Below are 23,426 nucleotides of genomic sequence, written 5' to 3'. Positions count from 1 at the left end.
TAGGGGAGCAAAACATATGCGCAAGCAGCGTGAACGTGGCATTAGCCTGATTGGCCTGATTATTGTCATCGCCATCCTGGGTGTACTCGGTTTGATCGGTGCACAGGTTCTTCCGACCTTCATCGAGTACCGTGCCATCGCCGGAGCCATCGATCGTGCCAAAAAAGATGGCGGCGATTCGGTGAAGGGGGTCCAGGAATCCTTCGACAGGAGCGCGCAGGTAGGTTATATCACCTCGATTACTTCGCGCGACCTGCTGATCGAACGCAACGGCTCCGAGTTCGACGTCAGTTTCGCGTATGAGAAGAAGATTCCCCTGGTTGGTCCTGCCAGTCTCCTGATGGAGTATGAGGGCACGACCAAAAAGGCTGGGGCAAAGCAAAAGGTTGAATAATAAGTGATGAATTTACAGTTATTGCAAACCAGGTTGGGCTATACGTTCCAGGATGCTGGATTGCTCCAGCAGGCCTTGACGCACCGTAGCCACAGCAGTTTGCATAACGAACGGCTGGAATTCCTTGGCGACTCGATCCTTAACTGCGTGGTCGCCTCCATCCTGTACGAACGTTACAACTCCCTCGATGAGGGCGACCTCTCGCGCGTGCGCGCCAACCTGGTCAAGCAGCAATCCCTGTTCGAAATCGCCCAGAAGCTGGAACTGTCGCAGTTCCTGCGCCTGGGCGAGGGCGAACTGAAATCGGGCGGTTTCCGCCGCCCGTCGATCCTGGCCGACACGCTGGAAGCCCTGCTGGGCGCCATCTACCTGGATGGCAGCTTCGACAAGGCTGCGGCGGTGATCCGCGCCTTCTACATCCCGATCCTGGACTCGGTCGACCCGCAGACCCTGGGCAAGGATGCCAAGACCCTGCTGCAGGAGTTCCTGCAGTCGAAGAAGATCTCGCTGCCGCTGTATAACGTGGTTGCCACCCACGGCGCCGCGCACAGCCAGGAATTCGAGATCGAGTGCCTGGTGCCCAAGCTGGGCATCCAGGTGTTCGGGCGTGGCGGCAGCCGCCGCGCCGGCGAGCAGGCCGCTGCCAAGCTGGCGCTGGAAGTCGCCGAGGAAGCGCTGAAGAAAGCCCCATCCGCTGGCCGCAAGCCGCGCCAGCGCTCGGCCCAGCTCAAGTTGGCCGGCATCGCCACGGTCCAGGGCGAAACGGCGGCGGACAAGAAGCTCGCCAAACAATAACTGAATTGAGTTTGCATCATGACTAGTGCACCTACTCCCGCCGGCTTCCGCTGCGGATACATCGCCATTGTCGGCCGCCCGAACGTTGGCAAGTCGACCCTGATGAATACGCTGATCGGCGCCAAGGTCAGCATCACCTCGCGCAAGGCGCAGACCACGCGCCACCGCATCACCGGCATCCAGACCGTGTCGGACGCCCAGTTCATCTACGTCGATACGCCGGGCTTCCAGACCCGCCATTCGAACGCGCTGAACAAGACGCTGAACAAAACCGTCACCAATACGCTGGAATCGTCGGACCTGATCCTGTACATCGTGGAGGCGGGCACCTTCGGCCCGGCCGACCAGCAGGTGATGGACCTGCTGCCGAAAAACGTGCCGGTGATCCTGGTGATCAACAAGTCCGACCGCGTGAAGGACAAGGCAGTGCTGATGCCGTTTGCGCAGCAGATCGCCGAAAAGTTCCAGTTCACCGCGATTGTGCCGGTGAGCGCCAAGCTGCGCTTCCAGCTCGATGGGTTGCAGAACGAGATCAAGAAGTACTTGCCGGAAAACGAGCCGATTTTCGGCGAAGACGATATTACCGACCGCAGCGAGAAATTCCTGGCGTCGGAAATCGTGCGCGAAAAGCTGTTCCGCTTCGTGGGCGACGAGCTGCCTTACACCAGCACCGTGCTGATCGAGAAATTCGAACAGGAAGGCAACCTGCGCCGCATCTTCGCCGCCATCCTGGTGGAACGCGACAGCCACAAGTCCATGATCATCGGTAACAAGGGCGCGCGCCTGAAAGAAGTCAGCACCCAGGCCCGCCAGGACATGGAAAAGCTGTTCGGCGGCCCGGTCTACCTCGAGATCTGGGTGAAAGTGAAATCCGGCTGGGCCGACAACGAAGCCGGCCTGCGCGCATACGGCTACGAATAATGCCTGTCCTGACAGCCGAGCCCGTGTCACAGTTGGGGTCTGACCCCAGGGGTGACACGAGCGCGGCGGTACCAGCCCCGCCGGCGCCAAAGCGCCGTGCGCCGGGGCAGCAGCGCACTGTCGGCACCCGCGTGGCCGGGCAGCCGGCATTTGTGCTGCATTCTTATCCCTACAAGGAAACTTCGCTCATCGTCGAGCTGTTCACGCGCGACTTTGGACGGGTGGCCCTGATTGCGAAGGGCGCCAAGCGCCCGCATTCCCAGTTGCGCGGCGTGCTGCAAACCTTCCAGCCGCTGACTACCGGCTGGACCGGCAAGAACGAGCTGCGCACGCTGACCGATGCCGATTGGGTTGGCGGCATGCTGCCGCTTGAAAAGACCGCGCTGCTGTGCGGCTTCTACCTGAACGAATTGCTGGTCAAGCTGACTGCGCGCGATGACGCGCATGCGAAGCTGTTCGACCATTACGTCTCCACCCTCAACCAGCTGGCCCACAACGAACCGGCGCCGATCGTGCTGCGCAAGTTCGAAATGGCATTGCTGAAGGAGACCGGCGTAGCGGCCGACCTGACGCGCTGCACCGCCTCGCGCACGAAAGTGCTGGCCGATGTACATTATGTGGTGGATCCCGATCGCGGCCCGCGTCCCGAGCGCGATGAGGATACTGCGCCGCGCGTCGCCGGCAAGACCTTGCTGGACATGGAGCGCGAGGATTATGCCGACCCGGCGACGCAGGCGCAAAGCAAGCAGTTGATGCGCTACCTGTTGTCCTGGCACCTTGGCGGCGCGCCATTGAACACGCGCCAGATATTGATCGATTTGCTGCAACTTTAAGAAAAGAATATGAGCTTCCTGTCTCCTTCCGGCACTGTCATCGACCTTGGCGTGAACATCGACCACGTCGCCACGCTGCGCAATGCGCGCGGCACCGTGTATCCCGACCCGATCCGTGCCGCGCTGCTGGCCGAGCAGGCCGGCGCCGACTGCATCACCCTGCACCTGCGCGAAGACCGCCGCCACATCAAGGATGCCGACGTGATCGCACTGGCGCCGCAACTGGTGACCCGCATGAACCTGGAAGCGGCCGTCACCCAGGAAATGATCGACTTCGCCTGCCGCATCAAGCCGGCCGACGTTTGCCTGGTGCCGGAAAAACGCACCGAAATCACTACCGAAGGCGGCCTGGATGTGGTGCGCTTCCACAAGGAAGTGGCAGCGGCCGTCAAACAGTTGCAAGGGGAGGGCATCCGCGTATCCCTGTTCATCGACGCCGATGAAGAGCAGATCAAGGCCGCCGCCGCCATTGGCGCTCCGGTGATCGAGCTGCACACCGGCGCTTACGCCGATGCCGAAGGCGAGGCGCAAGCGCGCGAACTGCAACGCATCAAGGATGGCGTGCGCTGGGGCGTGCAGAACGGCCTGAAGGTCAACGCCGGCCACGGCCTGCACTACACCAATGTGCAGGCGATTGCCGCCATTCCCGAGATCGCGGAACTGAATATCGGCCACGCCATCGTGGCGCATTCGATCTTCGCCGGCTGGGGAAATGCCGTGCGCGAGATGAAGGCGATCATGGTGTCGACCCGCCTGGGCGCAAAATGATCTATGGGATCGGGACGGACGTCAGCAAAGTCCCCCGCATTGCCGCCGCACTGGAACGCAGCGGCGAGCGCTTTGCACGCAAGATCCTCGGTCGCGAAGAATTCGCGGTTTACCAGGAGCGCTGCGCCCGCAGCCCGCTGCGCGGGGTGCGCTATGCCGCCACCCGCTTCGCGGCCAAGGAAGCCTTTTCCAAGGCGCTCGGCCTCGGTTTGCGCCCGCCGATGACCTGGCATACCGCGCAACTGCTCAATGATGATTTGGGCAAGCCCTATATGGCCTGCAGCGGCGCACTGGGCGAATTCATGTTGCAGAACGGGCTGGTCGCCCATATCTCCGTGAGCGATGAAGAGGATTACGCGGTCGCCTATGCGATCGTCGAGCGAGCGAATGACTGAAGAAACCCAAGATCCACGCGAACAGGTGCTGGCCACTGTTGCCAAGCTGCCAAACCTGCCCGGCGTGTACCGCTACTTCGACGCCGAAGACAAGGTGCTTTACGTAGGCAAGGCACGCGACCTGAAAAAGCGTGTCTCGAGCTATTTCCAGAAGAATTTGTCGAGCCCGCGCATTGCGCTGATGGTCGAACGTATTGCGCGCCTGGAGACCACGGTCACGCGCAGCGAGGCCGAAGCCCTGATCCTGGAAAATAACCTGATCAAGGCCCTGCAGCCGCGCTACAACATCCTGTTTCGCGACGATAAAAGCTATCCCTACCTGAAGATCACGGGCGACGAAATTCCGCGCATGGTGTATTACCGCGGCGCGGTCGATCGCAAGCACCAGTATTTCGGCCCGTTCCCATCGTCGTGGGCGGTGAAGGAATCGATGCAGATCCTGCAAAAGGTTTTCATGTTGCGCACCTGCGAGGACAGCGTGTACATGAACCGCACGCGCCCCTGCCTGCTGCACCAGATTGGCCGTTGCAGCGGTCCTTGCGTTGGCCTGATTGCGGCAGAGGACTACCGCAACGACGTCAACAACGCTGCCCGTTTCCTGCGCGGCCGCCAGTCCGAGGTGTTGGAAGAACTGGAGCAGAAGATGCTGGCCTACGCCACCGAGCTCAAATTCGAGCAGGCGGCAGTAGTGCGCAACCGCATCCAGTCGCTGTCCAAGGTGCTGCACCAGCAGTCGATGGAAACGACCGGCGACCAGGACGTCGATATCCTGGCCGTGGTGGTGCAGGGCGGCCGTGCCTGCGTCAACCTGGCCATGGTGCGCGGCGGCCGCCACCTGGGTGACCGCGCTTACTTCCCGACTCATGTGATGGATGCCGAGGTCGTGGCCGAGCGGCCGATCGAGCAGGAAGTGCTGTCGGCCTTCCTGGTGCAGCATTACACGGAAAAGAACATCCCCGGCACGCTGATCCTGAATATCGAATTCGACCAGCCGGAATTGATCCTGGCGCTGCAGGAGCAGTGCGGCCACCGCATCCACCTGATCTTCCAGCCGCAAGGTCAGCGCCGCCAATGGCAGGACCTGGCGCAAAAGGGGGCTGAGATCTCGCTGGCGCGGCTTTTGTCCGAGCAGGGTTCGCAGCAAGCCCGCACCCGCGCCCTGGCCGAAGTGCTGGGCCTGGAAAACGAGGATCTCGACACTTTGCGCGTGGAGTGCTTCGACATTTCGCACACGGCTGGCGAGGCGACGCAGGCTTCCTGCGTGGTGTTCCACCATCACCAGATGCAGAACGGCGAATACCGCCGCTACAACATCAACGACATCACGCCGGGCGACGATTACGCCGCCATGCGCCAGGTGCTGACGCGCCGCTACGAGAAGGTGGCAGGCGGCGACGGCGTCATGCCGGACGTGGTGCTGATCGACGGCGGCAAGGGCCAGGTCGAGATGGCGCGCCAGGTGTTTGTCGAACTGGGACTGGACATCAGCCTGATCGTCGGCGTGGCGAAAGGCGAGGGCAGGCGTGTCGGCCTGGAGACGCTGGTCTTTGTCGACGGCCGCCAGCCGCAGGAATTGGGCAAGGAATCCGCGGCCCTGATGCTGGTGGCCATGATCCGCGATGAAGCGCACCGCTTCGCCATCACCGGCATGCGTGCCAAGCGCGCCAAGGCCCGCCAGACCTCGCGCCTGGAGGAGATCGAAGGCATCGGCGCCAAGCGTCGCCAGAAGCTGTTATCCCGCTTCGGCGGACTGAAAGGCGTGATGAATGCCAGTATCGAGGACCTGAAGTCGGTGGAGGGTATTTCAGACACCCTGGCCGAAGAAATCTACCGGCAATTGCACTAGAGTGGCTTTGAATGCGCCGCCGTTATACACTAGCGGCGCGTCATTACAATTCTTATACACCGCATATGCCTTTCAACATCCCGATCCTTCTGACCTGGTTGCGCGTCGCGCTGATTCCCCTGGTCGTTGGCGTGTTCTACCTCCCCGTTACCTGGCTTACTCCGCACGAACGCAACCTGGCCGCCACGCTGATTTTCATTGTTGCCGCCGTTACCGACTGGTTCGACGGCTTCCTGGCCCGCCGCTGGAACCAGACCTCGGCCTTCGGCGCCTTCCTCGACCCAGTGGCCGACAAGCTGATGGTGGCGGGCGCCTTGCTGGTGCTGCTCAACCTGGACGGCGGCCGCTGCCACCCGATCGTCGCCTTCATCATCATTGGCCGCGAAATCACGATTTCTGCGCTGCGCGAGTGGATGGCGCAGATTGGCGCCTCCAAATCGGTGGCGGTCAGCTCGATCGGCAAGATCAAAACCGCGGCGCAAATGAGCGCCATCCCGATGCTGCTGTACTACGACGTGCTGTGGGGCGCCATCGATACCCGTTTCTGGGGCGACCTGCTGCTGTGGCTGGCCAGCGTGCTGACCGTGTGGTCCATGTTCTATTACCTGAAGAAGGCCTGGCCCATGATCAAGGAACGTTCCGGCAACTTATCGTAAATAACAATATTGCCCCTTGACAGCGTCCATAGTTCATCTATAATGCTGGCCTGCTGTTGATGACGGCGCAGCGATGCGAAGCGGGAGTAGCTCAGTTGGTAGAGCGCAACCTTGCCAAGGTTGAGGTCGAGAGTTCGAGACTCTTCTCCCGCTCCAAAAAAGTCATCGGCAACAAGCGGTAACCAGGCAGTAATAATCGCACTGGAAATATGAGAATGTTTCTGCGATAATGCGGTTCCTCTGAAATGCGGGAGTAGCTCAGTTGGTAGAGCGCAACCTTGCCAAGGTTGAGGTCGAGAGTTCGAGACTCTTCTCCCGCTCCAGTTCATTGGAGCAGCAGTTAGTAGTAAAGTTGAAATTCACTCCAAGCGGGAGTAGCTCAGTTGGTAGAGCGCAACCTTGCCAAGGTTGAGGTCGAGAGTTCGAGACTCTTCTCCCGCTCCAGGTATTTCAAGCCCAATGCGGGAATAGCTCAGTTGGTAGAGCGCAACCTTGCCAAGGTTGAGGTCGAGAGTTCGAGACTCTTTTCCCGCTCCAGAATTCGAAGAGACACGCGACCTGCCGCGGCTCTTGTGTGACCCCTTTGGCGGGGTAGCAAAATGGTTATGCAGCGGCCTGCAAAGCCGTGTACGCCGGTTCGATTCCGGCCCTCGCCTCCAAAACGTCAAGGGTTTGCTGCCGTGAGCGGCAAATCTGAAGAAAATCCTCGCTACGGCGGGGATTTTTTTTTGCTTGTAAAGAGTAGTCGGTCCTGTGAACCTCCGATGTGCGATAGTTCCAGAATTGTCTATTCGCTCCCAGTCTGTCAACCTGAACCTCCTGTGCCAGACCAGTAAATAGCTGTCGTTATCATCTCGGTTGCGCTTCGATGCCAATTTGGCTATCAGAACGGCGATTGTTTCATGCCATCGTCAATCTGGGCATAGGATGTCGACAGACGTTGAGGGGGAGGGGTACTATATTCCCAATTTACAATGTTGGAAACCTTAGGGTCTGTATGCGACTGATTCGCTTTTTGATGTTTGGGTTCTCCATGGTTTTATTGGCTGGCTGCGAGGGGAGCGTCAAGCTCGGGTACTTCGAACAGGATCGGGCGAGCGCAATCTCACGCGTTCAGGAGTTCCGGAAACTGTACGATGGACACAACTACTCCGGGATATACCAATTGGCGTCACCGGTTTTGACAAGTGCCATTGAGTGCGATGCCTTCGTCGCCGCTGCCAGTGCTTCCGCTACTCAGTTCGGGAAGTACAGAAGCGCTCAGCTAGTTGGTTCCTCTTGCTTCCCCAATGAGGTGCGCTTGGTTTACCACTCGGTGTATGACATCGGCGAGGCGACCGAATGGTTCATTTGGGGCTGACGCGCTCAACCCCAAGATGCAGCGGCGATGACAATTAGCAGCTAAGCCATAACAGGGAATCGAAGGTGAGGTCCTATCAGCCCATAGGTCACTCCAGCTGAAAGTGATGCCATCAATGACCCCCTTGCATTACGGTTCATTAACGCCGGGCATGACTGAACGTGAGTTCATGAACCGGATAGACGCGTTTCCTGGGTGGAACCGCAGTCTATGGATCCCATTTAAAAATGACTGCCACAATGATCTTGAGAAAGCCTCGGTGGCAAGCAATAATTGATGATTAAAGGGGCATTAATGTCGCATATGAAATTCCTCCAAGATAGGAAGCATTATTTGACTCCAGCCGGAAAGGCTTACTTACATGCTGCTGCGACGATTCTATTTCTCGTGGCAGTAGGGTGGTCTCTGGAGATGTTTTCGTGGATTCCAATGATTTTATTCTTCGCATTAATTTCTATTGCTGAAATATTTTATTGGTACGACGTGTAATATGACGAGGGCAGTCTTTTGGATGATTTTTGTTCTTCTTACGATCACTGTTTTTGCGAACAGGCTCGGTATGTTTGCGCGTGTGCCAAAGATGGAAAAAGCTGTCCGAGCGGCGCTCTCCGTTATCGGTGTTATTCTTTTGTTGGTTTTAGCATTTGGCGTTTATTATGTGAATTATGAAATACTGCCGCAGGTGACCCGGTAATCTATACATGAGGTTCAGAAGGTCGGATTACGCCTCGACTTTTAGCGTAGCGCGGCCGACGTCAAGGCTGGTCGTTAGTGTCGAATATGTCAGCAGGATTCTTGATGAATTGGGAAGCGATTTTGGATGGCCGGTCGGCAAGCTCGATTCATCCCAATCTGCTCCACGGTAGCCGTTAGGGTAGCAGGACTGTAAGTGCTTGATTCTAAAGTTGGCGAGCGGTACTACTTCGCCGCGACCATTGAAAGCCTAAAGTGGACTCGTCAGTCAATACACTCAAGCGGTGGACTTCCACGAGGACAGTAGACATTCCTGATCTCGGCGTTCGACAAGTTGTGTACGTGGCAGTTGTTACCGGACGTTGCGTTTCCTTTGATCGCCGTGGGAGTATGCCTTTCGAGGTCAAGCCAATTAACATTAAAACTAATAACGCGATTGGCTAGTATGGCGGCAGGATTCTTGATGCTCAGTGCGATGACCGTCGAGCCGGTCCTTCTTTCGTGGTTCGTTGCGCGACAGATTAGGAGTGGTGACCATCTGCGTCATTGGTGGTTTGTACTGTTGGCGGGAATTGCCGGTTCCGTACCTGCGTTCGTACTAGGAATCCGCCTATTGCGCTGATGTCGACCAAAATGAAAAAACTTCTCTTGATTCTGCTCACAGTGCTAGCCTCTAAATGGTTCGCCCCGATAGTTTTTTTGACCAGTACAGTTGCTGCAATGAAGATTGCATGCGTTCTGCAACAATGCGAGCGTGAGATATCACCCGGCGATCCATCGCCGCCGATGTTTCGGGTCATGGTGAGACTGCCCACAGACGGGGATCGGATTAAGTCCGTTCTTTTGGCTGACTTGACTCAATTCATCGAAAAAAATCCGGATTCGACATTGTTGCTGCCGCTGGAAAAAACGGTCACTAATGGTGGATCGTGGGAATATTCCGCCGTAACTGAAAAGGCCGGCGTGCAGATTATCGAAGCCCATACAACTGATGGCGCTCGAATCGACGTGCGCTACAGAGCATTTCAACATTCCGTACAGCCCCTGAGCCTAGAGGTTGTTAGCCAAGGAATTCTGTTCGTTTCGATTCCAATAGCAGGTGTCTTAACTTCGCTATTTGGGGTGCTCGCGAGGGGAGTCCGAAGGAAATTCCGAAACCCTGGCGGGTAGCGCTGAGGAGCGTGGTTCATTTAACAGATCGCTTCAGCGGGGCTCCAGGTGCACCGGATGTATCGGTGTCATTCTCTTGTTGACTTTTGAAGTAGTCCCTCAGTTGAACAGGCGAATCTAGATATGATGCTTGAAAATTGCGCAAAATTGTTACAGTTGAGGCATTGTGAGAGCTTTTTGCTGGATCTATTCGAAATGCCGAAAGGAATGTGGGGAAATGTGGCCGAAATTCTTGGCCGCCTAAATCTTGACATTGGTAGCGTGGAGGATTCGACCTTTGTGGCCCATTTAGATAATCCGACAGGAGATGCCAATGTTGCATTTGTACTGTTCTATGACGCGAATTCTGGAGAGTCAATTACGGCTGAATACAACCGATCAAGATTGATTTGAAAGCATTGAGCTACCCCAGGAACGACCCAGCGATTCTTGCTCAACTCAGGCCGCTGAAGCCACAAATCGCTGCTCGAAGCCATCAGCCATCAACCGCCGAGTGCCTTGAAGGCTGCCACGGCCGCACGCGCTGACTCGGTCCGTGCTTGTGCTTGCATGTCGGCGGCGCGCAGGAGATTTTCATCTGCCTGCAGCACTTCAATCAGGCTCACGACTCCCTCCTGGTAGGCGGCAAACGAGGCGGCGCGCGCCTGTTCAAGCGCGTTCACGCCATCGGTCAGGATGCCCGCTTGCTGCTGACGGTTGCTCAGGGCGGAAAAGGCGTTTTCCACGTCTTCCATGGCATGCAGTGCAGCCAAGCGGTAAGCCGCCAGCGCTTCGGCCTCGCGGCCTTTTGCGGCTTCAATTTGCGCGTTGATGCGCGCGAAGTCGAACAGGCGCCAGCGCAGGCCCAGTACCCCTGCCGCCTGGTTTGCACTGCCTGAGAACAGGTTGCCTGCCGATATCGCCGTTGAGCTGCCAAGCAGTCCGCTCAGGGACAGCTTTGGATAATATTCAGCGGTGGCCGCTCCAATGCGGGCATTCGATGCCGCAAGGCGGCGTTCGGCAACGATCAGGTCCGGTCGGCGCCGGAGCAGGTCGCGTGGCGACCCGGTGGAAGCGAGCTGCGGGATGGTTGGGAGCATGGCGCGTGCGCCGGTCAGGTCCTGCCGGTATGTTCCCGGCGCGCTGCCGAGCATCACGTCCAGTGCGTTCATGGCCGCGTCCAGTCCTGTTTGCAGTACAGGTACTGTTGCTCGTACCTGCGCCAGCGCCCCCTCGGTTTGCCGTACCTGTAGTTCGGCCGCCAAGCCCTGGTCGTAAAGTTGCTTGATTTTGGCCAGCAGATCCTGCTGTGTCTGAATTTGCCTGCCGGCGACTTCAAGCCGGATTTGCAGGCCGCGGATGGTCATGTAGAGGTCGGCAGTCTGGGCCGCCACGGCCAATTGTACGGCTGCCGCACCGGCCTCGGAAGCCTGGTATTCGGCTACCGCAGCCTCATGGTCGCGGCGCAGGCCTCCAAACAAGTCGAGTTCCCACGATGCGCCGAGATTGACCTCATAAGAGCTGCCATTGCGGTCATAGCCTGGCGTCGAATTCAAGATCTGGCCCAAAGGCGTTTGCAGCGATTGGTGGGCGCGGGCGGCCTGGCCGCTGATGCTGCCGGACGGCAGGAGTGCTGCATTGGCTGACGCCAGTCCTGCCTTGACCTGTGTGATGCGGGCCGAGGCCTGGGCGATATCGAGATTCTGGCGCAGGGCGAGGGTAATCAGGCGGCTCAGTTGCGGGTCGTCAAAGCCCTCCCACCAGGCGCTGGATGGTGCGGGCACTACACTGCCCGCCGGTTCGTTGGCCCCCTGGCCGAGATAGTGCTGGGGAAGGCCGGTATCCGGGCGAACGTAATCGGGCCCGACTGCGCAGCCCGCTGTGAAGCCCGCAAGGATCGAAATCAGAAGTGTGTTTTTTAACATGGATATCTTTCGCAGGGGAGGATTTTGCTAGTGACTGTATCATGAAATGGTCACTCGTTGTGCAAATTGGTATCAGGAGGTAAGCTGTCGGTCATGAATAAAGCAACCGTTACCCCCAGCCCGGCCCGTGGCCCGGCCGACCATGAAGTACGTGCCCAGATCGTCGCCGCGGCGAGCGAACATTTCCGTTTGTATGGCTATGAAAAGACCACTGTTTCCGACCTGGCCAAATCGATCGGATTTTCCAAGGCCTATATCTATAAGTTCTTCGAGTCCAAGCAGGCGATTGGCGAGTTGATTTGCGCGACGTGCCTGGCTGAGATCGAGTCCGATGTCAGGGCCGCCATCGACGCGGTCGAGAAGCCTCCAGAGAAGCTGCGCCGCATGTTCAAGGCCGTGGTGGAATCTGGCCTGCGGCTGTTTTTTGAAAATCGCAAACTTTACGATATTGCAGCGGCGGCGGCCACGGGGAATTGGGAAGCCACCCGTATGTATGAGCAGCGCATCCAGTCCATTTTGCAGGACATCCTGCGGCAAGGCCGCGAGACGGAAGATTTCGAGCGCAAGACACCGCTCGACGAGGCAGTGACTGCCATTTACCTGGTCATGCGTCCTTACCTGAACCCGGTCCTGTTGCAATATGGCCTCGACTCGGCGCAAGAGGCGCCGCTTCAACTGTCCAGTCTGGTGCTCCGGAGTTTGTCGCCTTAGCAAGACCCACAGCGAAATGCGGTTGTGACTATTGACTTAATTGGTCACTGGTACCAAAATGGAATCCTGTCTGCTTCCTTATCGGGATTTCCATGCGCCGCCGCAACCTCATTTATTCGTCTGTCATTTCCGTCTTGCCCCTTGCACTAGCTGCCTGCGGCGAGAAACCGCCATCCGATCCGCGTACTGCCGCGCCCATGGTGCGGGCGGTCGACGTCGAAACCGATGCCGATGCTGCACGCGCCTTCACCGGGACAGTCGCTGCCCGCGTGCAAAGCGACCTGGGTTTTCGTGTCTCAGGCAAGGTGCTGGAGCGGCTGGTGGATACCGGCCAGGCAGTCAAGCGTGGCCAGGCACTGATGCGTATCGATCCGACTGACCTGAAGCTGGCAGTTAACGCCCAACAGGAAGCGGTTGCGGCGGCACGCGCACGCGCCCAGCAAACGGCCGACGATGAAGCGCGCTACCGCGGCTTGCGCGGTACCGGCGCCATCTCGGCATCGGCCTACGACCAAGCCAAGGCTGCGGCAGATGCGGCCAAAGCGCAGCTCAGCGCGGCTGAATTGCAGGCAGAAGTTGCGCGCAACGCGAACCGCTACGCGGAACTGGTGGCGGATGCCGATGGTGTGGTCGTGGAAACGCTGGCCGAGCCGGGCCAGGTCGTCAATGCGGGACAGGTCGTGGTGCGCGTGGCGCAGGCGGGCCGGCGCGAAGCCGTCATCCAGTTGCCGGAAACGCTGCGCCCGGCTGTCGGCAGCGTCGCGCAAGCCAGGCTGTTTGGCAAGGAGGATCTCGCAGTGCCGGCGCGCCTGCGGCAGCTCTCCAATGCCGCCGACCGCTTGACGCGCACGTATGAAGCCCGTTACGTGCTTGAGGGCGAGCTGTCGAATGCCCCGCTCGGCGCCACTGTCACCATCCAGGTCCAGCTGGCGAATTCGCAAGCGAGGGACGGCCTGCGCGTACCGATTGGCGCCTTGTTCGATGCGGGCAAGGGGCCCGGTGTGTGGGTGTTGGCGGGAGAGCCGGCCAAGGTCTCCTGGAGGCCGGTGGCAGTGCAGCACCTGGATGACGAAAGTGCGCGTGTCGCCGGCAGTCTCAAACAGGGCGATCGCATCGTCGCGCTCGGAGCCCACCTGCTGCATGAGGGCGACCAGGTGCGCGTGGCGGGCCAGGCTGCGGCTGCAACCGTTGCGGGGCGGCCATGAGCGAGGGTCGTTTCAACCTCTCCGCGCTGGCGGTACGCGAGCGCTCCGTGACCTTGTTCCTGATATGCCTGATTTCCCTGGCAGGCGTCATTGCGTTCTTCAAATTGGGGCGAGCGGAAGATCCTGCCTTCACCGTGAAGGTGATGACCATCGTTACCGCCTGGCCCGGCGCCACGGCACAGGAAATGCAAGACCAGGTCGCCGAAAAGATCGAGAAGCGCTTGCAGGAATTGCGCTGGTACGACCGCAGCGAAACCTATACCCGTCCAGGCCTGGCCTTCACCACCTTGACCTTGCTTGACAGTACGCCGCCTTCTGAAGTGCAGGGGGATTTTTACCAGGCGCGCAAAAAGGTCAGCGATGAGATAAGCAACCTGCCGCCCGGCGTGATCGGGCCGCTGGTCAACGACGAGTATGCGGACGTCACCTTTGCGCTGTTTGCCCTCAAGGCGAAGGGCGAACCTCAGCGCACGCTGGTGCGCGACGCGGAGACGCTGCGCCAGCGCCTGCTGCGCGTGCCCGGGGTGAAAAAGGTCAACATCATCGGCGAGCAAGCGGAACGCATCTACCTCGAGTTTTCGCATGAGCGGCTGGCAACGCTGGGCCTCAGCCCGCAGGACGTATTTGCCGCGCTGCAAAGCCAGAATGCCCTGACCCCGGCCGGTTCGGTGGAAACCAGCGGCCCGCAGGTGCTGGTGCGCCTGGACGGTGCCTTTGACCAGTTGCAGAAGATCCGCGATACACCGGTGGTGGCACAGGGCCGCACGTTGAAGCTGTCCGATATTGCCACCGTCAAGCGTGGCTACGAAGACCCGGCAACGTTCATGATCCGCAACGGCGGCGAGCCGGCCCTGTTGCTCGGTATTGTCATGCGAGAGGGCTGGAACGGCCTTGACCTCGGCAAGGCGCTCGACAAGGAAGTGGGTGCGATCAATGCGGGGCTGCCCCTGGGCATGGGGCTAAGCAAGATCACCGACCAGGCCGTGAACATCGGTTCGGCCGTCGATGAATTCATGATCAAGTTCTTCGCTGCATTGCTGGTGGTAATGGTGGTGTGCTTTGTCAGCATGGGATGGCGGGTCGGGATTGTGGTTGCCGCGGCCGTGCCGCTGACCCTGGCGGCGGTGTTCATCGTGATGGCGGCAACCGGCAAGAATTTCGACCGGATCACGCTTGGCTCGCTCATCCTGGGCCTGGGCTTGCTGGTGGATGACGCCATCATTGCCATCGAAATGATGGTGGTGAAGATGGAGGAGGGCTTCAGCCGCGTTGCCGCCTCGGCCTATGCCTGGAGCCATACGGCGGCGCCGATGCTGGCCGGTACGCTGGTGACGGCTGTCGGCTTCATGCCGAACGGATTTGCCCGTTCCACCGCCGGAGAATACACCAGCAATATGTTCTGGATCGTCGGCATCGCGCTGATTGCTTCCTGGGTGGTTGCGGTGGTGTTTACGCCTTACCTCGGCGTCAAGCTGCTGCCCGATTTCGAGAAGGTCGCCGGCGGCCACGGGGCGCTTTACGATACGCCGCGCTACAACCGTTTCCGCCAGCTCCTGAAGCGCGTGATTGAGCGCAAGTGGCTGGTGGCCGGCGCAGTGGTGGGCCTGTTTGTCGCGGCGGTACTCGCTATGGCGGTGGTAAAGAAGCAGTTCTTCCCGATCTCGGATCGCCCCGAAGTCCTGGTTGAAGTGCAGATGCCTTATGGCACCTCGATCACCGCAACCAGCGCCGCCGCCGAGAAGGTGGAGCGCTGGCTCGCCAGGCAGGACGAGGCGAAAATCGTCACGGCCTACATCGGCCAGGGGGCACCGCGCTTCTACCTGGCGATGGGGCCGGAGCTGCCCGACCCATCGTTTGCCAAGATCGTGGTGCGCACCGATAACCAGGTTCAGCGCGAAGCGTTGAAACAGCGCCTGCGCCAGGCGGTTGCCGATGGACTGGCTCCCGAGGCACGGGTACGCGTCACCCAGTTGGTGTTCGGACCGTACTCGCCATTCCCGGTGGCCTATCGCATCTCCGGCAGCGACCCGGAAAAGCTGCGCCATATCGCCGCCGAAGCGCAGCAAGTCATGGGCGCCAGTCCGATGATGCGGACGGTGAATGCCGATTGGGGCAGCCGCACGCCATCCTTGCATTTCACCTTGCAGCAAGATCGTTTGCAAGCCATGGGCCTGACGTCAAGCGCAGTAGCGCAGCAATTGCAGTTTTTCCTGGCCGGCGTGCCGATTACTGCGGTGCGCGAGGATATCCGCACGGTGCAAGTGGTGGCGCGTTCGGCCGGCGAGACTCGCCTTGATCCCGCCCGGATGGGCGATTTCACGCTGACCGGTGCCAATGGCCAGCGCATTCCTTTGTCCCAGGTGGGGAAGGTCGAAGTGCGCGCTGAGGAACCGGTCATGCGCAGGCGCGACCGCCTGCCCACGATCACGGTGCGTGGCGATATCGCCGAGGGCCTGCAGCCGCCGGACGTGTCCGCATCCATCAGCCGCCAGTTGCAACCGCTGATCGACAAGCTGCCAAGCGGCTACCGCATCGAGCAGGCGGGCTCGATCGAAGAATCGGGCAAGGCGACTACCGCCATGCTGCCGCTGTTCCCGATCATGCTGGCGATTACCCTGCTGATCATCATCTTCCAGGTGCGCTCCATTTCCGCGATGGTGATGGTGTTCCTGACCAGTCCCCTGGGCTTGATCGGGGTGGTGCCGATGCTGATCCTGTTCGGGCAGCCGTTTGGCATTAATGCACTGGTAGGCCTGATCGCACTGTCGGGCATCCTGATGCGCAACACGCTGATCCTGATCGGGCAAATTCATGACAACACGCGGGCTGGACTCGATCCATTCCATGCGGTCGTGGAGGCAACAGTACAACGCGCCAGGCCGGTGATCCTGACGGCACTGGCGGCGATCCTGGCCTTTATCCCGCTGACCCATTCGGTGTTCTGGGGCACGCTGGCCTACACCCTGATCGGTGGCACCTTTGCGGGAACCATTCTCACGCTGGTCTTCCTGCCTGCGATGTACGCGATCTGGTTCAAGATCCGGCCTGCCGGCGATAGCGAGGAGCAGGATGAGCCGGATCAGCAAGCTAATGTGGCCCCGATCGCGGGGCGGCTAAACCATCATTGAAAAGGAAATGGAAATGTCGGAACCTAAAGTTGTGGTTGTTACTGGCGTGTCGTCAGGCATAGGGCGTGCGACCGCGGAGAAGTTTGCCCAGCGCGGATGCCGCGTGTTCGGAACCGTGCGGGCGATCCCCAGCACGAGTCCATTGGACGGGGTCGAATTGGTGGAAATGGACGTGCGCAACGATGCTTCCGTAAAGCAGGCCTTCCAACTGATCGTCGCGCGCGCCGGGCGCATTGACGTCCTGGTCAATAACGCAGGGGTGACCATCGTCGGGGCAGTGGAAGAGACCTCGACCGCCGAAGCCGCCGCCCTGTTCGACACGAACCTGTTCGGCATCCTCCGCACGGCACAGGCAGTGCTGCCGCAGATGCGGGCGCAGCGCTCCGGCAGGATCGTCAACGTCAGCTCTGTGCTTGGCTTTCTGCCTGCGCCGTATATGGGGCTTTATGCGGCCTCCAAGCATGCGGTCGAGGGGCTATCGGAATCGTTGGACCATGAAGTGCGCCAGTTCGGCATCCGCGTCACCTTGGTCGAGCCGAGTTTTACGAGGACGAACCTCGACCTGAACTCGCCGCACGCGCAGTCCAAAATAACAGACTATGACCGCGAGCGCGGCCTTGCAACGCTGGCCGTGGCCAATAGTGTCAGCGGTGCGCCGGAACCGGACAGCGTGGCAGGCACCATTGTCGAGGCGGCGTTGGGATCATGGCGCATGCGCCGTGCTCCGGCCGGCCAGGCCTCCTTGCTCAGCAAATTGCGGCGCTTCATGCCGGCCGGGCCGGTGGATGCAAGCTTGAGGAAGACATTCGGACTGGCCTGAATCGGGGCTTGCACATGCACTCAGCTATAATATCTGCCTCGAAAAGGAAAATCCTCGCGCCGGCGGGGATTTTTCATTTCCGGCCTCGATTTTTGTGCAATTGGCACAGTTGGTGAAACTTCATGCAAAAGCCCGTCAAAACTCTCCGCGAAGCATTCAAACTGATCGCGGCCACCTGGCGCCATGCCGCGCCATTTTTCGCCAGCATTGAAGTCTGGTTGATGGTGATGGCCGCCGCAGCCACGGTGGGCGGCGTATTCCTCGCTGCGATGGGCGATGCGCGCAGCCTGCTGGCAATCGGCTGCGCGGTCGGCTACCTTGTGTTGAGGCCGGTATTGCACGCCAAAGGCATCCTTGGCTGGCCATTCCTCTAAAAGCGTCCTGGCGCGATCAAGTGCCGAAGCGCTGCACCACGAATTCCACGAAGCTGGCCAGCTTACGCGTCGACTGCCTGTCGCGCGGGTAGATCAGGTGCATAGGCCGTGGCGCCGGCCAGTACTCACGCAGGATAGGAACCAGCCGGCCGGCGGCAATTTCGTCGGCCAGCACGGCGTCCGCCTGCATTACCAACCCCAGGCCCGCAACCGCTGCCAGGCGCAAGGCTTCACCATTGTTTGAACGCATGCGGCAATGCGGGGAAGTCCCTTCCTCGTTGCCTAACTGTCCGAGACGCCAGCGCGCGTCATGGCGCCAATGGGAAAAATCCAGGCAGCGATGTTGCGACAGCTCGCTGGGCGTGACTGGCGTGCCGTGGCGCGCCAGGTAGCCAGGTGCGGCGCAGACCATCATCTGCAAGGGCGTCAACGGGCGCGCGACCATGCTGGAGTCCTTCAAGGGACCGATGCGGATGGCGGCATCCAGGCCTTCTTCCACCAGGTCGGATAATCGGTTGGAGAGGTCGAGCTCCAGGTTTACCTCAGGATTGGACTCCAGGTATTCGGCCATGGCCGGCGCCAGGCAGCGGCTGCCGAATGCCGCCGGCGCGCTGACCTTCAGCGTGCCGCGCGGGGCCGTGCGCATGGCCAGCGCGCCGGTCTCCGCCGCATGCACCAGTTGCAGGATATGTCGGCATTGCTCGGCGTATTGCTGGCCGATTTCGCTCAGGCTTTGGCTGCGTGTGGTCCGGTGCAGCAGGCGCGCACCGACCAGTTGTTCGAGGGCGGCGATGTGCTTGCTGACCATCACGGTCGACATGTCGAGGGTGCGGGCTGCGGCACTGAAGCTACCGGCATCCACCACACGCACAAACACTTCCATGCTGCGCATCTTGTCCATGTATTGTTAAGTATGAGTTAAAGATGTTGTTAATTCTAGGGTATTTTTAATCTGGGCTCCAGGCCGGATACTGGCGGGCATGACAACTATGACCCTATCCCTCTGGCTGGCCTTCCTCGCCATGGCCCTTGCCGCCACCTTCAGTCCCGGCCCTGCGGTACTGCTGGCAGTTTCAACCACGCTGACCTTGGGCGCACGCCGCACAGCGTACAGTTCGGCCGGCAATGCCGTTGGGGTATTCCTGGTCGCTTGCGTGGCGGTGGGCGGCATGGGATTGCTGTTCAAGGCTTGGCCACCGGCTTTTTCCGCCCTGAAGCTGGCTGGCGCTGCCTATCTCGCCTGGCTGGGCATCAAGCAATGGCGTCATGCGGGGCAGGTTGGGGCGGCGGCCATGGCGAGCGCACCGCAAGGAAGCAGCCGCGGCGCGGTGTTCCGGCGCGGAATGCTGGTCGCTTGCAGCAACCCCAAGGCGATCCTGTTCTTTGCCGCAGTGTTTCCGCAATTTATGCCACCGGGCGCGATTGACGTCATGCGCTTCCTGCTGCTGAGCCTGACCTTTGTCGCGTGCACATTCGTCGCGCACCTGAGCTATGTGCTCCTGACAGCTGCAGCAGGTGCGCGAATCATGTCCGGGCCGCGTATGGCGATCCTGCAGCGCGGCACCGCTTTGCTGTTCATCGGTCTTGCGATCACCCTCGCGTTCGAGTGATGTATACCAATTGCATACCAATAAGTTAATTTAGTGCTAATATCGCTTCCCTCGGCCGAGTTGCCGTGTCACCAGGGGGAGTTTATGGATCGCAGGCGGTTTCTGGAATTGTCTGGAGGGGCGTCGGCAGCCTTGCTGGCTGGGTGTGGCGGCGGTGGATCGGGCGGCACGCCATCGGCCCCGGTACCGCCAGCTGAGGCCGGGCCGAACTGGAGCAGCCTTGCGGCGGCACTTGGCGGCCAGTTGCTGCGCCCCGGCGATGCAGCCTATGCTGGCGCCAGCCTGCTGGCCAATATGCGTTTTGACAGCACCAGGCCAGCGGCCATCATCAAGTGCAACTCGGTGGAAGACGTCAAGACCGGCCTGGCTTTCGTGCGCAACAATAAACTGGCCGTGACGCCGCGCTGCGGCGGGCATAGCTGGGCCGGGACTTCGACCACTACTGGTGTCGTGTTGAACGTTACACCCATGAATGCGATCCAGGTCAACGCCAATGGCACGGCCAGGATTGGTGCGGGAGCGCGCCTGGCCGAGGTGTATGACACCTTGATTGCGAACGGCGTCTGCATCCCCTCCGGTACCTGCCTGACGGTTGGCATTGCGGGCATCACGATGGGTGGGGGCATCGGCATACTCGACCGGCAGTTCGGGCTGACCTGCGATAACCTGCTGGCGGCGGAGGTGGTGACGGCAGATGGCCGCCTGCTTTCCTGCGATGCCACTACGGAGCCGGAGCTGTTCTGGGCCTTACGCGGCGGTGGCGGCGGCAACTTCGGGGTGGCCACGTCCTTTACGTTCAAGACCCATCGGATCGAAGACATTACCGTTGCCCGCGCGGATTTCCGTTTCCAGGATTTTGCCGCCATGTTCGATGCCTGGCAGCGTTGGCCGCAGTCCCTGCCTGACAATATCTGGGCGCAGATTTATATGCAGTTCGGTTCCGGTGGCGCCTCATGCACTGTCACTGCCTACTGCCTCGGCACGTCCAGCTTCCTTCAGCCATACTGGAATACATTCCTTGCTGCCAGCGGCGGTGCAAGCGCTGATATGAGCACGGCCGTCAGCCAGCTTCCTTACCGCGATGTGGCCTGGAGCATGTGTGCAGGCATTCCCTTGAACGAGTGCAGCCTGAGCGGCTACTCGCCGGAAGGCCGCAAGACTCGCTACGACGAGGTGCTGAGCTCGGACTTCTTTAATGAGCTGCTGCCGGCGGCGGGCATCGCGGCATTGAACGAGTCGGTGAAAGATGCCATGGCGGCCGGTATCTCCGGATCGTATATCTTCGACCACATGGGCGGCGCTATCGGCCGCGTCGCTGCGGACGCGACCGCCTTTGTCCATCGCAAGGCCTTGTTCAGCGTGGAGTACGCCACGTGGCAGTCCCGCACCGTCTACGACACCACATTCCCCAACCGCATGCGCGGCCTGATGAAAGCCTGGAGCAGCGGTGGGGCTTACGTGAACTACCTCGATCCGCTTCTTAAGGACTGGCAGGCGGCATACTATGGTGCGAACCTTACTCGCCTGTCGCACATCAAGAAGCAGTATGACCCCGGCCGGATTTTCAGTATGTTCCAGGGCGTGGAGCCGGGATAGCCTGGGGTGCACGCGCAGCCAGTGCTTCCGTCATCCAATAAAGCAGCCCTGCGGCAGGGAAGGCAATGCCGGTCAGCAGGGCCGCCCGCCAGCCGTAGTTTGCCAGCATCCAGGCGCCCGTCGCCGAGCCCAGCGCACCGCCTGCAAAGAAGAGAGCGAAGTAGATGCCGTTCAAGCGGCTGCGTACCTCGGCACCCAGCGCGAACAAGGCGCGCTGTCCCAGCACCAGGTTGGCGGCCACTCCCATGTCGAGCACGATGGAGGCAATGGCCAGCATGCCGATCGCAATGGCGCGCGACTCGGGCATCCACAGCGGCAGCGCAAACCCGAGCATCCCGAGCAGGAGCGCGGCAGCCGTCGCTGGCAGCGTATAGCCCTGGTCCGCCAGCTTGCCGGCGATTGGCGAAGCAATGGCGCCTGCCATGCCGACCAGCGCAAATACTGCAATGCCGGTTTGGGACAGGTGGAAGCGTTCGCCTTGCAGCACCAGCGGCGCGATCGTCCAGAACATGCTGAAGGCGCCAAACAGGCCCGCATGATAGGCCGCACGGCGGCGCAGCACGGGCGTGTCGCGCAACAGGTGCCACAGCGATCCAATCAGGCGGCCGTAGGAAAGCGGAGTGGCCGGCACACGCTCCGGCAGTTTCGCGCGCAATACAAAGGCCAGCACCCCCACCAGCACGGACGCTATGCCAAATACGGTACGCCAGCTTGCGTGATCGGCAATCAGGCTTGCTGCAGGACGGGCCAGCATGATCCCGAGCAGCAGTCCGCTCACCACCTTGCCAACGGTTCGCCCGCGCGTCGCTTCTTGCGACAGGTGGGCTGCGAAGGGCACCAGTACCTGGGCTGCGACCGAGCCGAGGCCGATGGCAAGCGAGGCGGCCAGGAATTGTATGGCGGTGTGGCTGGAAGCTGCCGCCGCCAGCGCAGCCGCCGCGAAGAGCAGGGCGCCGAATATGAGCTTGCGGTTTTCCAGCAGGTCGCCCAACGGGACCACGAACAGCAGGCCAAGCGCGTAACCGGCCTGGGTCAAGGTCACGATCAGGCCCGCCGCCTCGGGCGAAAGGCCGGTCGCAGCACTGATGGGGCCGACCAGGGTTTGGGCGTAATACAGGCTGGCGACGATGAGGCCGCTGGCGCCTGCCAGCAAGCCCACCATGCCGCGCGAGATATCGTTTTTCATCATTGAACTCCAGTGGTGGAAAGGTTAGAGGCATTCTGCGGGATCAGGCAAAAAAGATAATTAGCTAACAAATGCTCTATACTTTTCACATTAAGTGAACAATTGGAGTGCCATGGACCGTTTGAAAGCCATGCAAACCTTCGTCCGCATTGTGGAAGCCAACAGCTATACCAAGGCGGCGGAAACACTCGGCTTGCCGCGTGCTGCGCTGACGGCAACGGTCCAGAAACTGGAGGCCTATCTCGGCACGCAGTTGCTGCAACGGACCACGCGCACCCTTTCGCTGACCAGCGACGGCGCCGCGTATTTCCAGCATTGCCTGTCAATTCTCGCCGCAGTGGATGAGGCGGAAGCGCCATTTCGCGCCAGCGATGGCACTGCGCCGCAGGGCATGTTGCGCGTAGAGCTGGGGGGCGCGGTGGGGCGCAAGGTGGTGTTGCCGCGGCTGGGGGAATTCTGCCGCGCCTATCCGAACGTCGAACTGGTGCTCAGTCTCAGCGAGCGGCTGACGGACCTGGTCCGTGAAGGCGTCGATTGCGCGTTGCGCGTCGGCGAGCTGCAGGACTCCGCCTTGATCGGGCGCCAGATCGGCACCATGCGCTTCGTGACCTGCGCTGCGCCATCTTATCTCGCCACGCGCGGCGCGCCGCAATCGCTGGCGGACCTGGCGCATCACAGCGCAGTCCTGCATTACTCGGGACGCACGGGTCGTCCCTTCGACTGGGCCTTCATCGACAATGGCGGCGTGCGCAAAATCGACATGGCGGGAGGGCTCGCGACAAACGATGCTGAAGGCTATGTGACGCTCGGGCTGCAAGGGCTTGGCCTGGTGCAGGTGGGGACCTACCTTGTCCGCAACCACCTCGCCAGCGGCGCACTGGTGCAGGTGTTGCACGACACGCCACCAACCCCAATGCCCGTCTCGCTGGTCTATCCCCAGGGCCGCCTTGCGTCCCCCAAGATGCGGGCGTTCGCACGTTGGCTGGAAGCGCTCTTCGACACCGATCCCGACTTGCGCATGCATCCCCATGAGCCATTGTTGCGGTAGGGGAAGATTGATA

The 23,426-nt window shown here is 60.4% G+C and carries 23 protein-coding genes and 5 tRNA genes; 25 read left to right on the top strand and 3 right to left on the bottom strand.

The genetic code is table 11. The features are described from left to right. Nucleotides 1-16: 16 nt before the first annotated feature. The 17 genes from ASD58_RS00575 (at nt 17) to ASD58_RS30985 (ending at nt 10,224) form a co-directional block, all read left to right on the top strand. Entirely contained in the window at nt 17-394 is a 378-nt protein-coding gene (locus ASD58_RS00575) for a DUF4845 domain-containing protein (RefSeq protein ID WP_057259017.1), read from the top strand. 6 nt (nt 395-400) lie between these two features. Next, nucleotides 401-1,189, top strand: a complete 789-nt coding sequence (gene rnc, locus ASD58_RS00570; RefSeq protein ID WP_057259015.1) for a ribonuclease III — start codon at nt 401-403, stop codon at nt 1,187-1,189. 18 nt (nt 1,190-1,207) lie between these two features. Beyond that, on the top strand, nt 1,208-2,110 hold the full coding sequence (era, locus tag ASD58_RS00565; RefSeq protein ID WP_057259013.1) for a GTPase Era: 903 nt from the start codon (nt 1,208-1,210) through the stop codon (nt 2,108-2,110). Next, entirely contained in the window at nt 2,110-2,943 is an 834-nt protein-coding gene (gene recO / locus ASD58_RS00560) for a DNA repair protein RecO (RefSeq protein WP_082565147.1), read from the top strand. The genes era and recO overlap by 1 nt, the downstream gene beginning before the upstream one ends. A gap of 9 nt (nt 2,944-2,952) precedes the next feature. Further along, on the top strand, nt 2,953-3,711 hold the full coding sequence (gene pdxJ, locus ASD58_RS00555) for a pyridoxine 5'-phosphate synthase (protein ID WP_057259011.1): 759 nt from the start codon (nt 2,953-2,955) through the stop codon (nt 3,709-3,711). Then, nucleotides 3,708-4,106: a holo-ACP synthase gene (gene acpS / locus ASD58_RS00550; protein WP_057259009.1), complete on the top strand. Its 399-nt coding sequence runs from the start codon at nt 3,708-3,710 to the stop codon at nt 4,104-4,106. The genes pdxJ and acpS overlap by 4 nt, the downstream gene beginning before the upstream one ends. Next, nucleotides 4,099-5,952, top strand: a complete 1,854-nt coding sequence (gene uvrC / locus ASD58_RS00545; RefSeq protein WP_057259007.1) for an excinuclease ABC subunit UvrC — start codon at nt 4,099-4,101, stop codon at nt 5,950-5,952. Before acpS ends, uvrC begins: the two co-directional genes overlap by 8 nt. Nucleotides 5,953-6,017: 65 nt before the next feature. Continuing rightward, nucleotides 6,018-6,608: a CDP-diacylglycerol--glycerol-3-phosphate 3-phosphatidyltransferase gene (gene pgsA, locus ASD58_RS00540; protein WP_055936323.1), complete on the top strand. Its 591-nt coding sequence runs from the start codon at nt 6,018-6,020 to the stop codon at nt 6,606-6,608. A gap of 80 nt (nt 6,609-6,688) precedes the next feature. Further along, nucleotides 6,689-6,764 (top strand) — tRNA-Gly (locus ASD58_RS00535). A gap of 91 nt (nt 6,765-6,855) precedes the next feature. Beyond that, nucleotides 6,856-6,931, top strand: a tRNA-Gly gene (locus ASD58_RS00530). Between the two features lie 45 nt (nt 6,932-6,976). Beyond that, nucleotides 6,977-7,052 (top strand) — tRNA-Gly (locus ASD58_RS00525). Between the two features lie 17 nt (nt 7,053-7,069). Then, nucleotides 7,070-7,145, top strand: a tRNA-Gly gene (locus tag ASD58_RS00520). A gap of 48 nt (nt 7,146-7,193) precedes the next feature. Beyond that, a tRNA-Cys gene (locus ASD58_RS00515) sits at nt 7,194-7,267 on the top strand. Between the two features lie 338 nt (nt 7,268-7,605). Beyond that, entirely contained in the window at nt 7,606-7,968 is a 363-nt protein-coding gene (locus ASD58_RS00510) for a hypothetical protein (protein ID WP_057259004.1), read from the top strand. A 490-nt stretch (nt 7,969-8,458) separates the two neighbouring features. After that, on the top strand, nt 8,459-8,662 hold the full coding sequence (locus ASD58_RS00500; protein WP_057258999.1) for a hypothetical protein: 204 nt from the start codon (nt 8,459-8,461) through the stop codon (nt 8,660-8,662). Nucleotides 8,663-9,294: 632 nt separating this feature from the next. Beyond that, nucleotides 9,295-9,831, top strand: coding sequence for a hypothetical protein (locus ASD58_RS00495; protein WP_156401089.1), 537 nt, complete (start codon nt 9,295-9,297; stop codon nt 9,829-9,831). A gap of 123 nt (nt 9,832-9,954) precedes the next feature. Next, nucleotides 9,955-10,224 carry a hypothetical protein gene (locus tag ASD58_RS30985; protein WP_156401088.1) on the top strand — a complete coding sequence of 90 codons (270 nt, stop codon included), beginning with the start codon at nt 9,955-9,957 and terminating at the stop codon, nt 10,222-10,224. Nucleotides 10,225-10,313: 89 nt separating this feature from the next. Here the strand turns inward: ASD58_RS30985 and ASD58_RS00490 are convergent, their stop codons facing one another. Continuing rightward, a complete protein-coding gene (locus ASD58_RS00490; protein ID WP_057258995.1) occupies nt 10,314-11,735 on the bottom strand; it encodes an efflux transporter outer membrane subunit in 1,422 nt (473 codons plus the stop codon). 93 nt (nt 11,736-11,828) lie between these two features. Between ASD58_RS00490 and ASD58_RS00485 the strand changes: the two genes are divergently transcribed. The 5 genes from ASD58_RS00485 to ASD58_RS00465 all read left to right on the top strand — a co-directional run bounded on the left by ASD58_RS00485 (nt 11,829) and on the right by ASD58_RS00465 (nt 17,973). Beyond that, nucleotides 11,829-12,446, top strand: coding sequence for a TetR/AcrR family transcriptional regulator (locus tag ASD58_RS00485; RefSeq protein ID WP_057258993.1), 618 nt, complete (start codon nt 11,829-11,831; stop codon nt 12,444-12,446). A 92-nt stretch (nt 12,447-12,538) separates the two neighbouring features. Further along, a complete protein-coding gene (locus tag ASD58_RS00480) occupies nt 12,539-13,651 on the top strand; it encodes an efflux RND transporter periplasmic adaptor subunit (RefSeq protein WP_057258991.1) in 1,113 nt (370 codons plus the stop codon). Further along, complete coding sequence (locus ASD58_RS00475) at nt 13,648-16,779, top strand: efflux RND transporter permease subunit (RefSeq protein WP_057258989.1); 3,132 nt, start codon at nt 13,648-13,650, stop codon at nt 16,777-16,779. Before ASD58_RS00480 ends, ASD58_RS00475 begins: the two co-directional genes overlap by 4 nt. Nucleotides 16,780-16,792: 13 nt before the next feature. Next, nucleotides 16,793-17,599, top strand: a complete 807-nt coding sequence (locus tag ASD58_RS00470) for an oxidoreductase (protein WP_057259680.1) — start codon at nt 16,793-16,795, stop codon at nt 17,597-17,599. 122 nt (nt 17,600-17,721) lie between these two features. Next, nucleotides 17,722-17,973, top strand: coding sequence for a hypothetical protein (locus tag ASD58_RS00465; protein WP_057258987.1), 252 nt, complete (start codon nt 17,722-17,724; stop codon nt 17,971-17,973). Nucleotides 17,974-17,989: 16 nt separating this feature from the next. Here the strand turns inward: ASD58_RS00465 and ASD58_RS00460 are convergent, their stop codons facing one another. Continuing rightward, entirely contained in the window at nt 17,990-18,874 is an 885-nt protein-coding gene (locus tag ASD58_RS00460; protein ID WP_057258985.1) for a LysR family transcriptional regulator, read from the bottom strand. Nucleotides 18,875-18,962: 88 nt separating this feature from the next. Between ASD58_RS00460 and ASD58_RS00455 the strand changes: the two genes are divergently transcribed. Both ASD58_RS00455 and ASD58_RS00450 read left to right on the top strand, forming a co-directional pair. Further along, on the top strand, nt 18,963-19,583 hold the full coding sequence (locus ASD58_RS00455; RefSeq protein WP_057258983.1) for a LysE family translocator: 621 nt from the start codon (nt 18,963-18,965) through the stop codon (nt 19,581-19,583). Nucleotides 19,584-19,667: 84 nt separating this feature from the next. After that, nucleotides 19,668-21,179, top strand: a complete 1,512-nt coding sequence (locus ASD58_RS00450; RefSeq protein WP_082565146.1) for an FAD-binding oxidoreductase — start codon at nt 19,668-19,670, stop codon at nt 21,177-21,179. Here the strand turns inward: ASD58_RS00450 and ASD58_RS00445 are convergent. After that, entirely contained in the window at nt 21,148-22,368 is a 1,221-nt protein-coding gene (locus ASD58_RS00445) for an MFS transporter (RefSeq protein ID WP_229209859.1), read from the bottom strand. The two genes, ASD58_RS00450 and ASD58_RS00445, sit on opposite strands and share 32 nt — an antisense overlap. A 109-nt stretch (nt 22,369-22,477) precedes the next feature. Here ASD58_RS00445 and ASD58_RS00440 point away from each other — a divergent pair, with 109 nt between their 5' ends. After that, entirely contained in the window at nt 22,478-23,413 is a 936-nt protein-coding gene (locus ASD58_RS00440) for a LysR family transcriptional regulator (protein ID WP_057258979.1), read from the top strand. Nucleotides 23,414-23,426 lie beyond the last annotated feature (13 nt).

This window comes from Duganella sp. Root1480D1 (assembly GCF_001427305.1).
Lineage (GTDB): Bacteria > Pseudomonadota > Gammaproteobacteria > Burkholderiales > Burkholderiaceae_D > Rugamonas.
The sequence above is the reverse complement of the archived record's forward strand: the minus strand, read 5'-3'. Positions and strand labels throughout refer to the sequence as shown.

Excerpts from the sequence above, each read along its gene's own strand:
- ASD58_RS00510 (WP_057259004.1), top strand. The coding sequence starts at position 7,606 with ATGCGACTGATTCGCTTTTTGATGTTTGGGTTCTCCATGGTTTTATTG.
- ASD58_RS00480 (WP_057258991.1), top strand. The coding sequence starts at position 12,539 with ATGCGCCGCCGCAACCTCATTTATTCGTCTGTCATTTCCGTCTTGCCC.
- ASD58_RS00475 (WP_057258989.1), top strand. The coding sequence starts at position 13,648 with ATGAGCGAGGGTCGTTTCAACCTCTCCGCGCTGGCGGTACGCGAGCGC.
- ASD58_RS30985 (WP_156401088.1), top strand. The coding sequence starts at position 9,955 with ATGATGCTTGAAAATTGCGCAAAATTGTTACAGTTGAGGCATTGTGAG.
- era (WP_057259013.1), top strand. The coding sequence starts at position 1,208 with ATGACTAGTGCACCTACTCCCGCCGGCTTCCGCTGCGGATACATCGCC.
- ASD58_RS00445 (WP_229209859.1), bottom strand. The coding sequence starts at position 22,368 with ATGATGAAAAACGATATCTCGCGCGGCATGGTGGGCTTGCTGGCAGGC.
- ASD58_RS00440 (WP_057258979.1), top strand. The coding sequence starts at position 22,478 with ATGGACCGTTTGAAAGCCATGCAAACCTTCGTCCGCATTGTGGAAGCC.
- ASD58_RS00455 (WP_057258983.1), top strand. The coding sequence starts at position 18,963 with ATGACCCTATCCCTCTGGCTGGCCTTCCTCGCCATGGCCCTTGCCGCC.
- ASD58_RS00495 (WP_156401089.1), top strand. The coding sequence starts at position 9,295 with ATGAAAAAACTTCTCTTGATTCTGCTCACAGTGCTAGCCTCTAAATGG.
- acpS (WP_057259009.1), top strand. The coding sequence starts at position 3,708 with ATGATCTATGGGATCGGGACGGACGTCAGCAAAGTCCCCCGCATTGCC.
- ASD58_RS00490 (WP_057258995.1), bottom strand. The coding sequence starts at position 11,735 with ATGTTAAAAAACACACTTCTGATTTCGATCCTTGCGGGCTTCACAGCG.
- pgsA (WP_055936323.1), top strand. The coding sequence starts at position 6,018 with ATGCCTTTCAACATCCCGATCCTTCTGACCTGGTTGCGCGTCGCGCTG.
- ASD58_RS00450 (WP_082565146.1), top strand. The coding sequence starts at position 19,668 with ATGGATCGCAGGCGGTTTCTGGAATTGTCTGGAGGGGCGTCGGCAGCC.
- ASD58_RS00485 (WP_057258993.1), top strand. The coding sequence starts at position 11,829 with ATGAATAAAGCAACCGTTACCCCCAGCCCGGCCCGTGGCCCGGCCGAC.
- rnc (WP_057259015.1), top strand. The coding sequence starts at position 401 with ATGAATTTACAGTTATTGCAAACCAGGTTGGGCTATACGTTCCAGGAT.
- pdxJ (WP_057259011.1), top strand. The coding sequence starts at position 2,953 with ATGAGCTTCCTGTCTCCTTCCGGCACTGTCATCGACCTTGGCGTGAAC.
- ASD58_RS00500 (WP_057258999.1), top strand. The coding sequence starts at position 8,459 with ATGACGAGGGCAGTCTTTTGGATGATTTTTGTTCTTCTTACGATCACT.
- ASD58_RS00460 (WP_057258985.1), bottom strand. The coding sequence starts at position 18,874 with ATGGACAAGATGCGCAGCATGGAAGTGTTTGTGCGTGTGGTGGATGCC.
- ASD58_RS00575 (WP_057259017.1), top strand. The coding sequence starts at position 17 with ATGCGCAAGCAGCGTGAACGTGGCATTAGCCTGATTGGCCTGATTATT.
- recO (WP_082565147.1), top strand. The coding sequence starts at position 2,110 with ATGCCTGTCCTGACAGCCGAGCCCGTGTCACAGTTGGGGTCTGACCCC.
- ASD58_RS00470 (WP_057259680.1), top strand. The coding sequence starts at position 16,793 with ATGTCGGAACCTAAAGTTGTGGTTGTTACTGGCGTGTCGTCAGGCATA.
- uvrC (WP_057259007.1), top strand. The coding sequence starts at position 4,099 with ATGACTGAAGAAACCCAAGATCCACGCGAACAGGTGCTGGCCACTGTT.
- ASD58_RS00465 (WP_057258987.1), top strand. The coding sequence starts at position 17,722 with ATGCAAAAGCCCGTCAAAACTCTCCGCGAAGCATTCAAACTGATCGCG.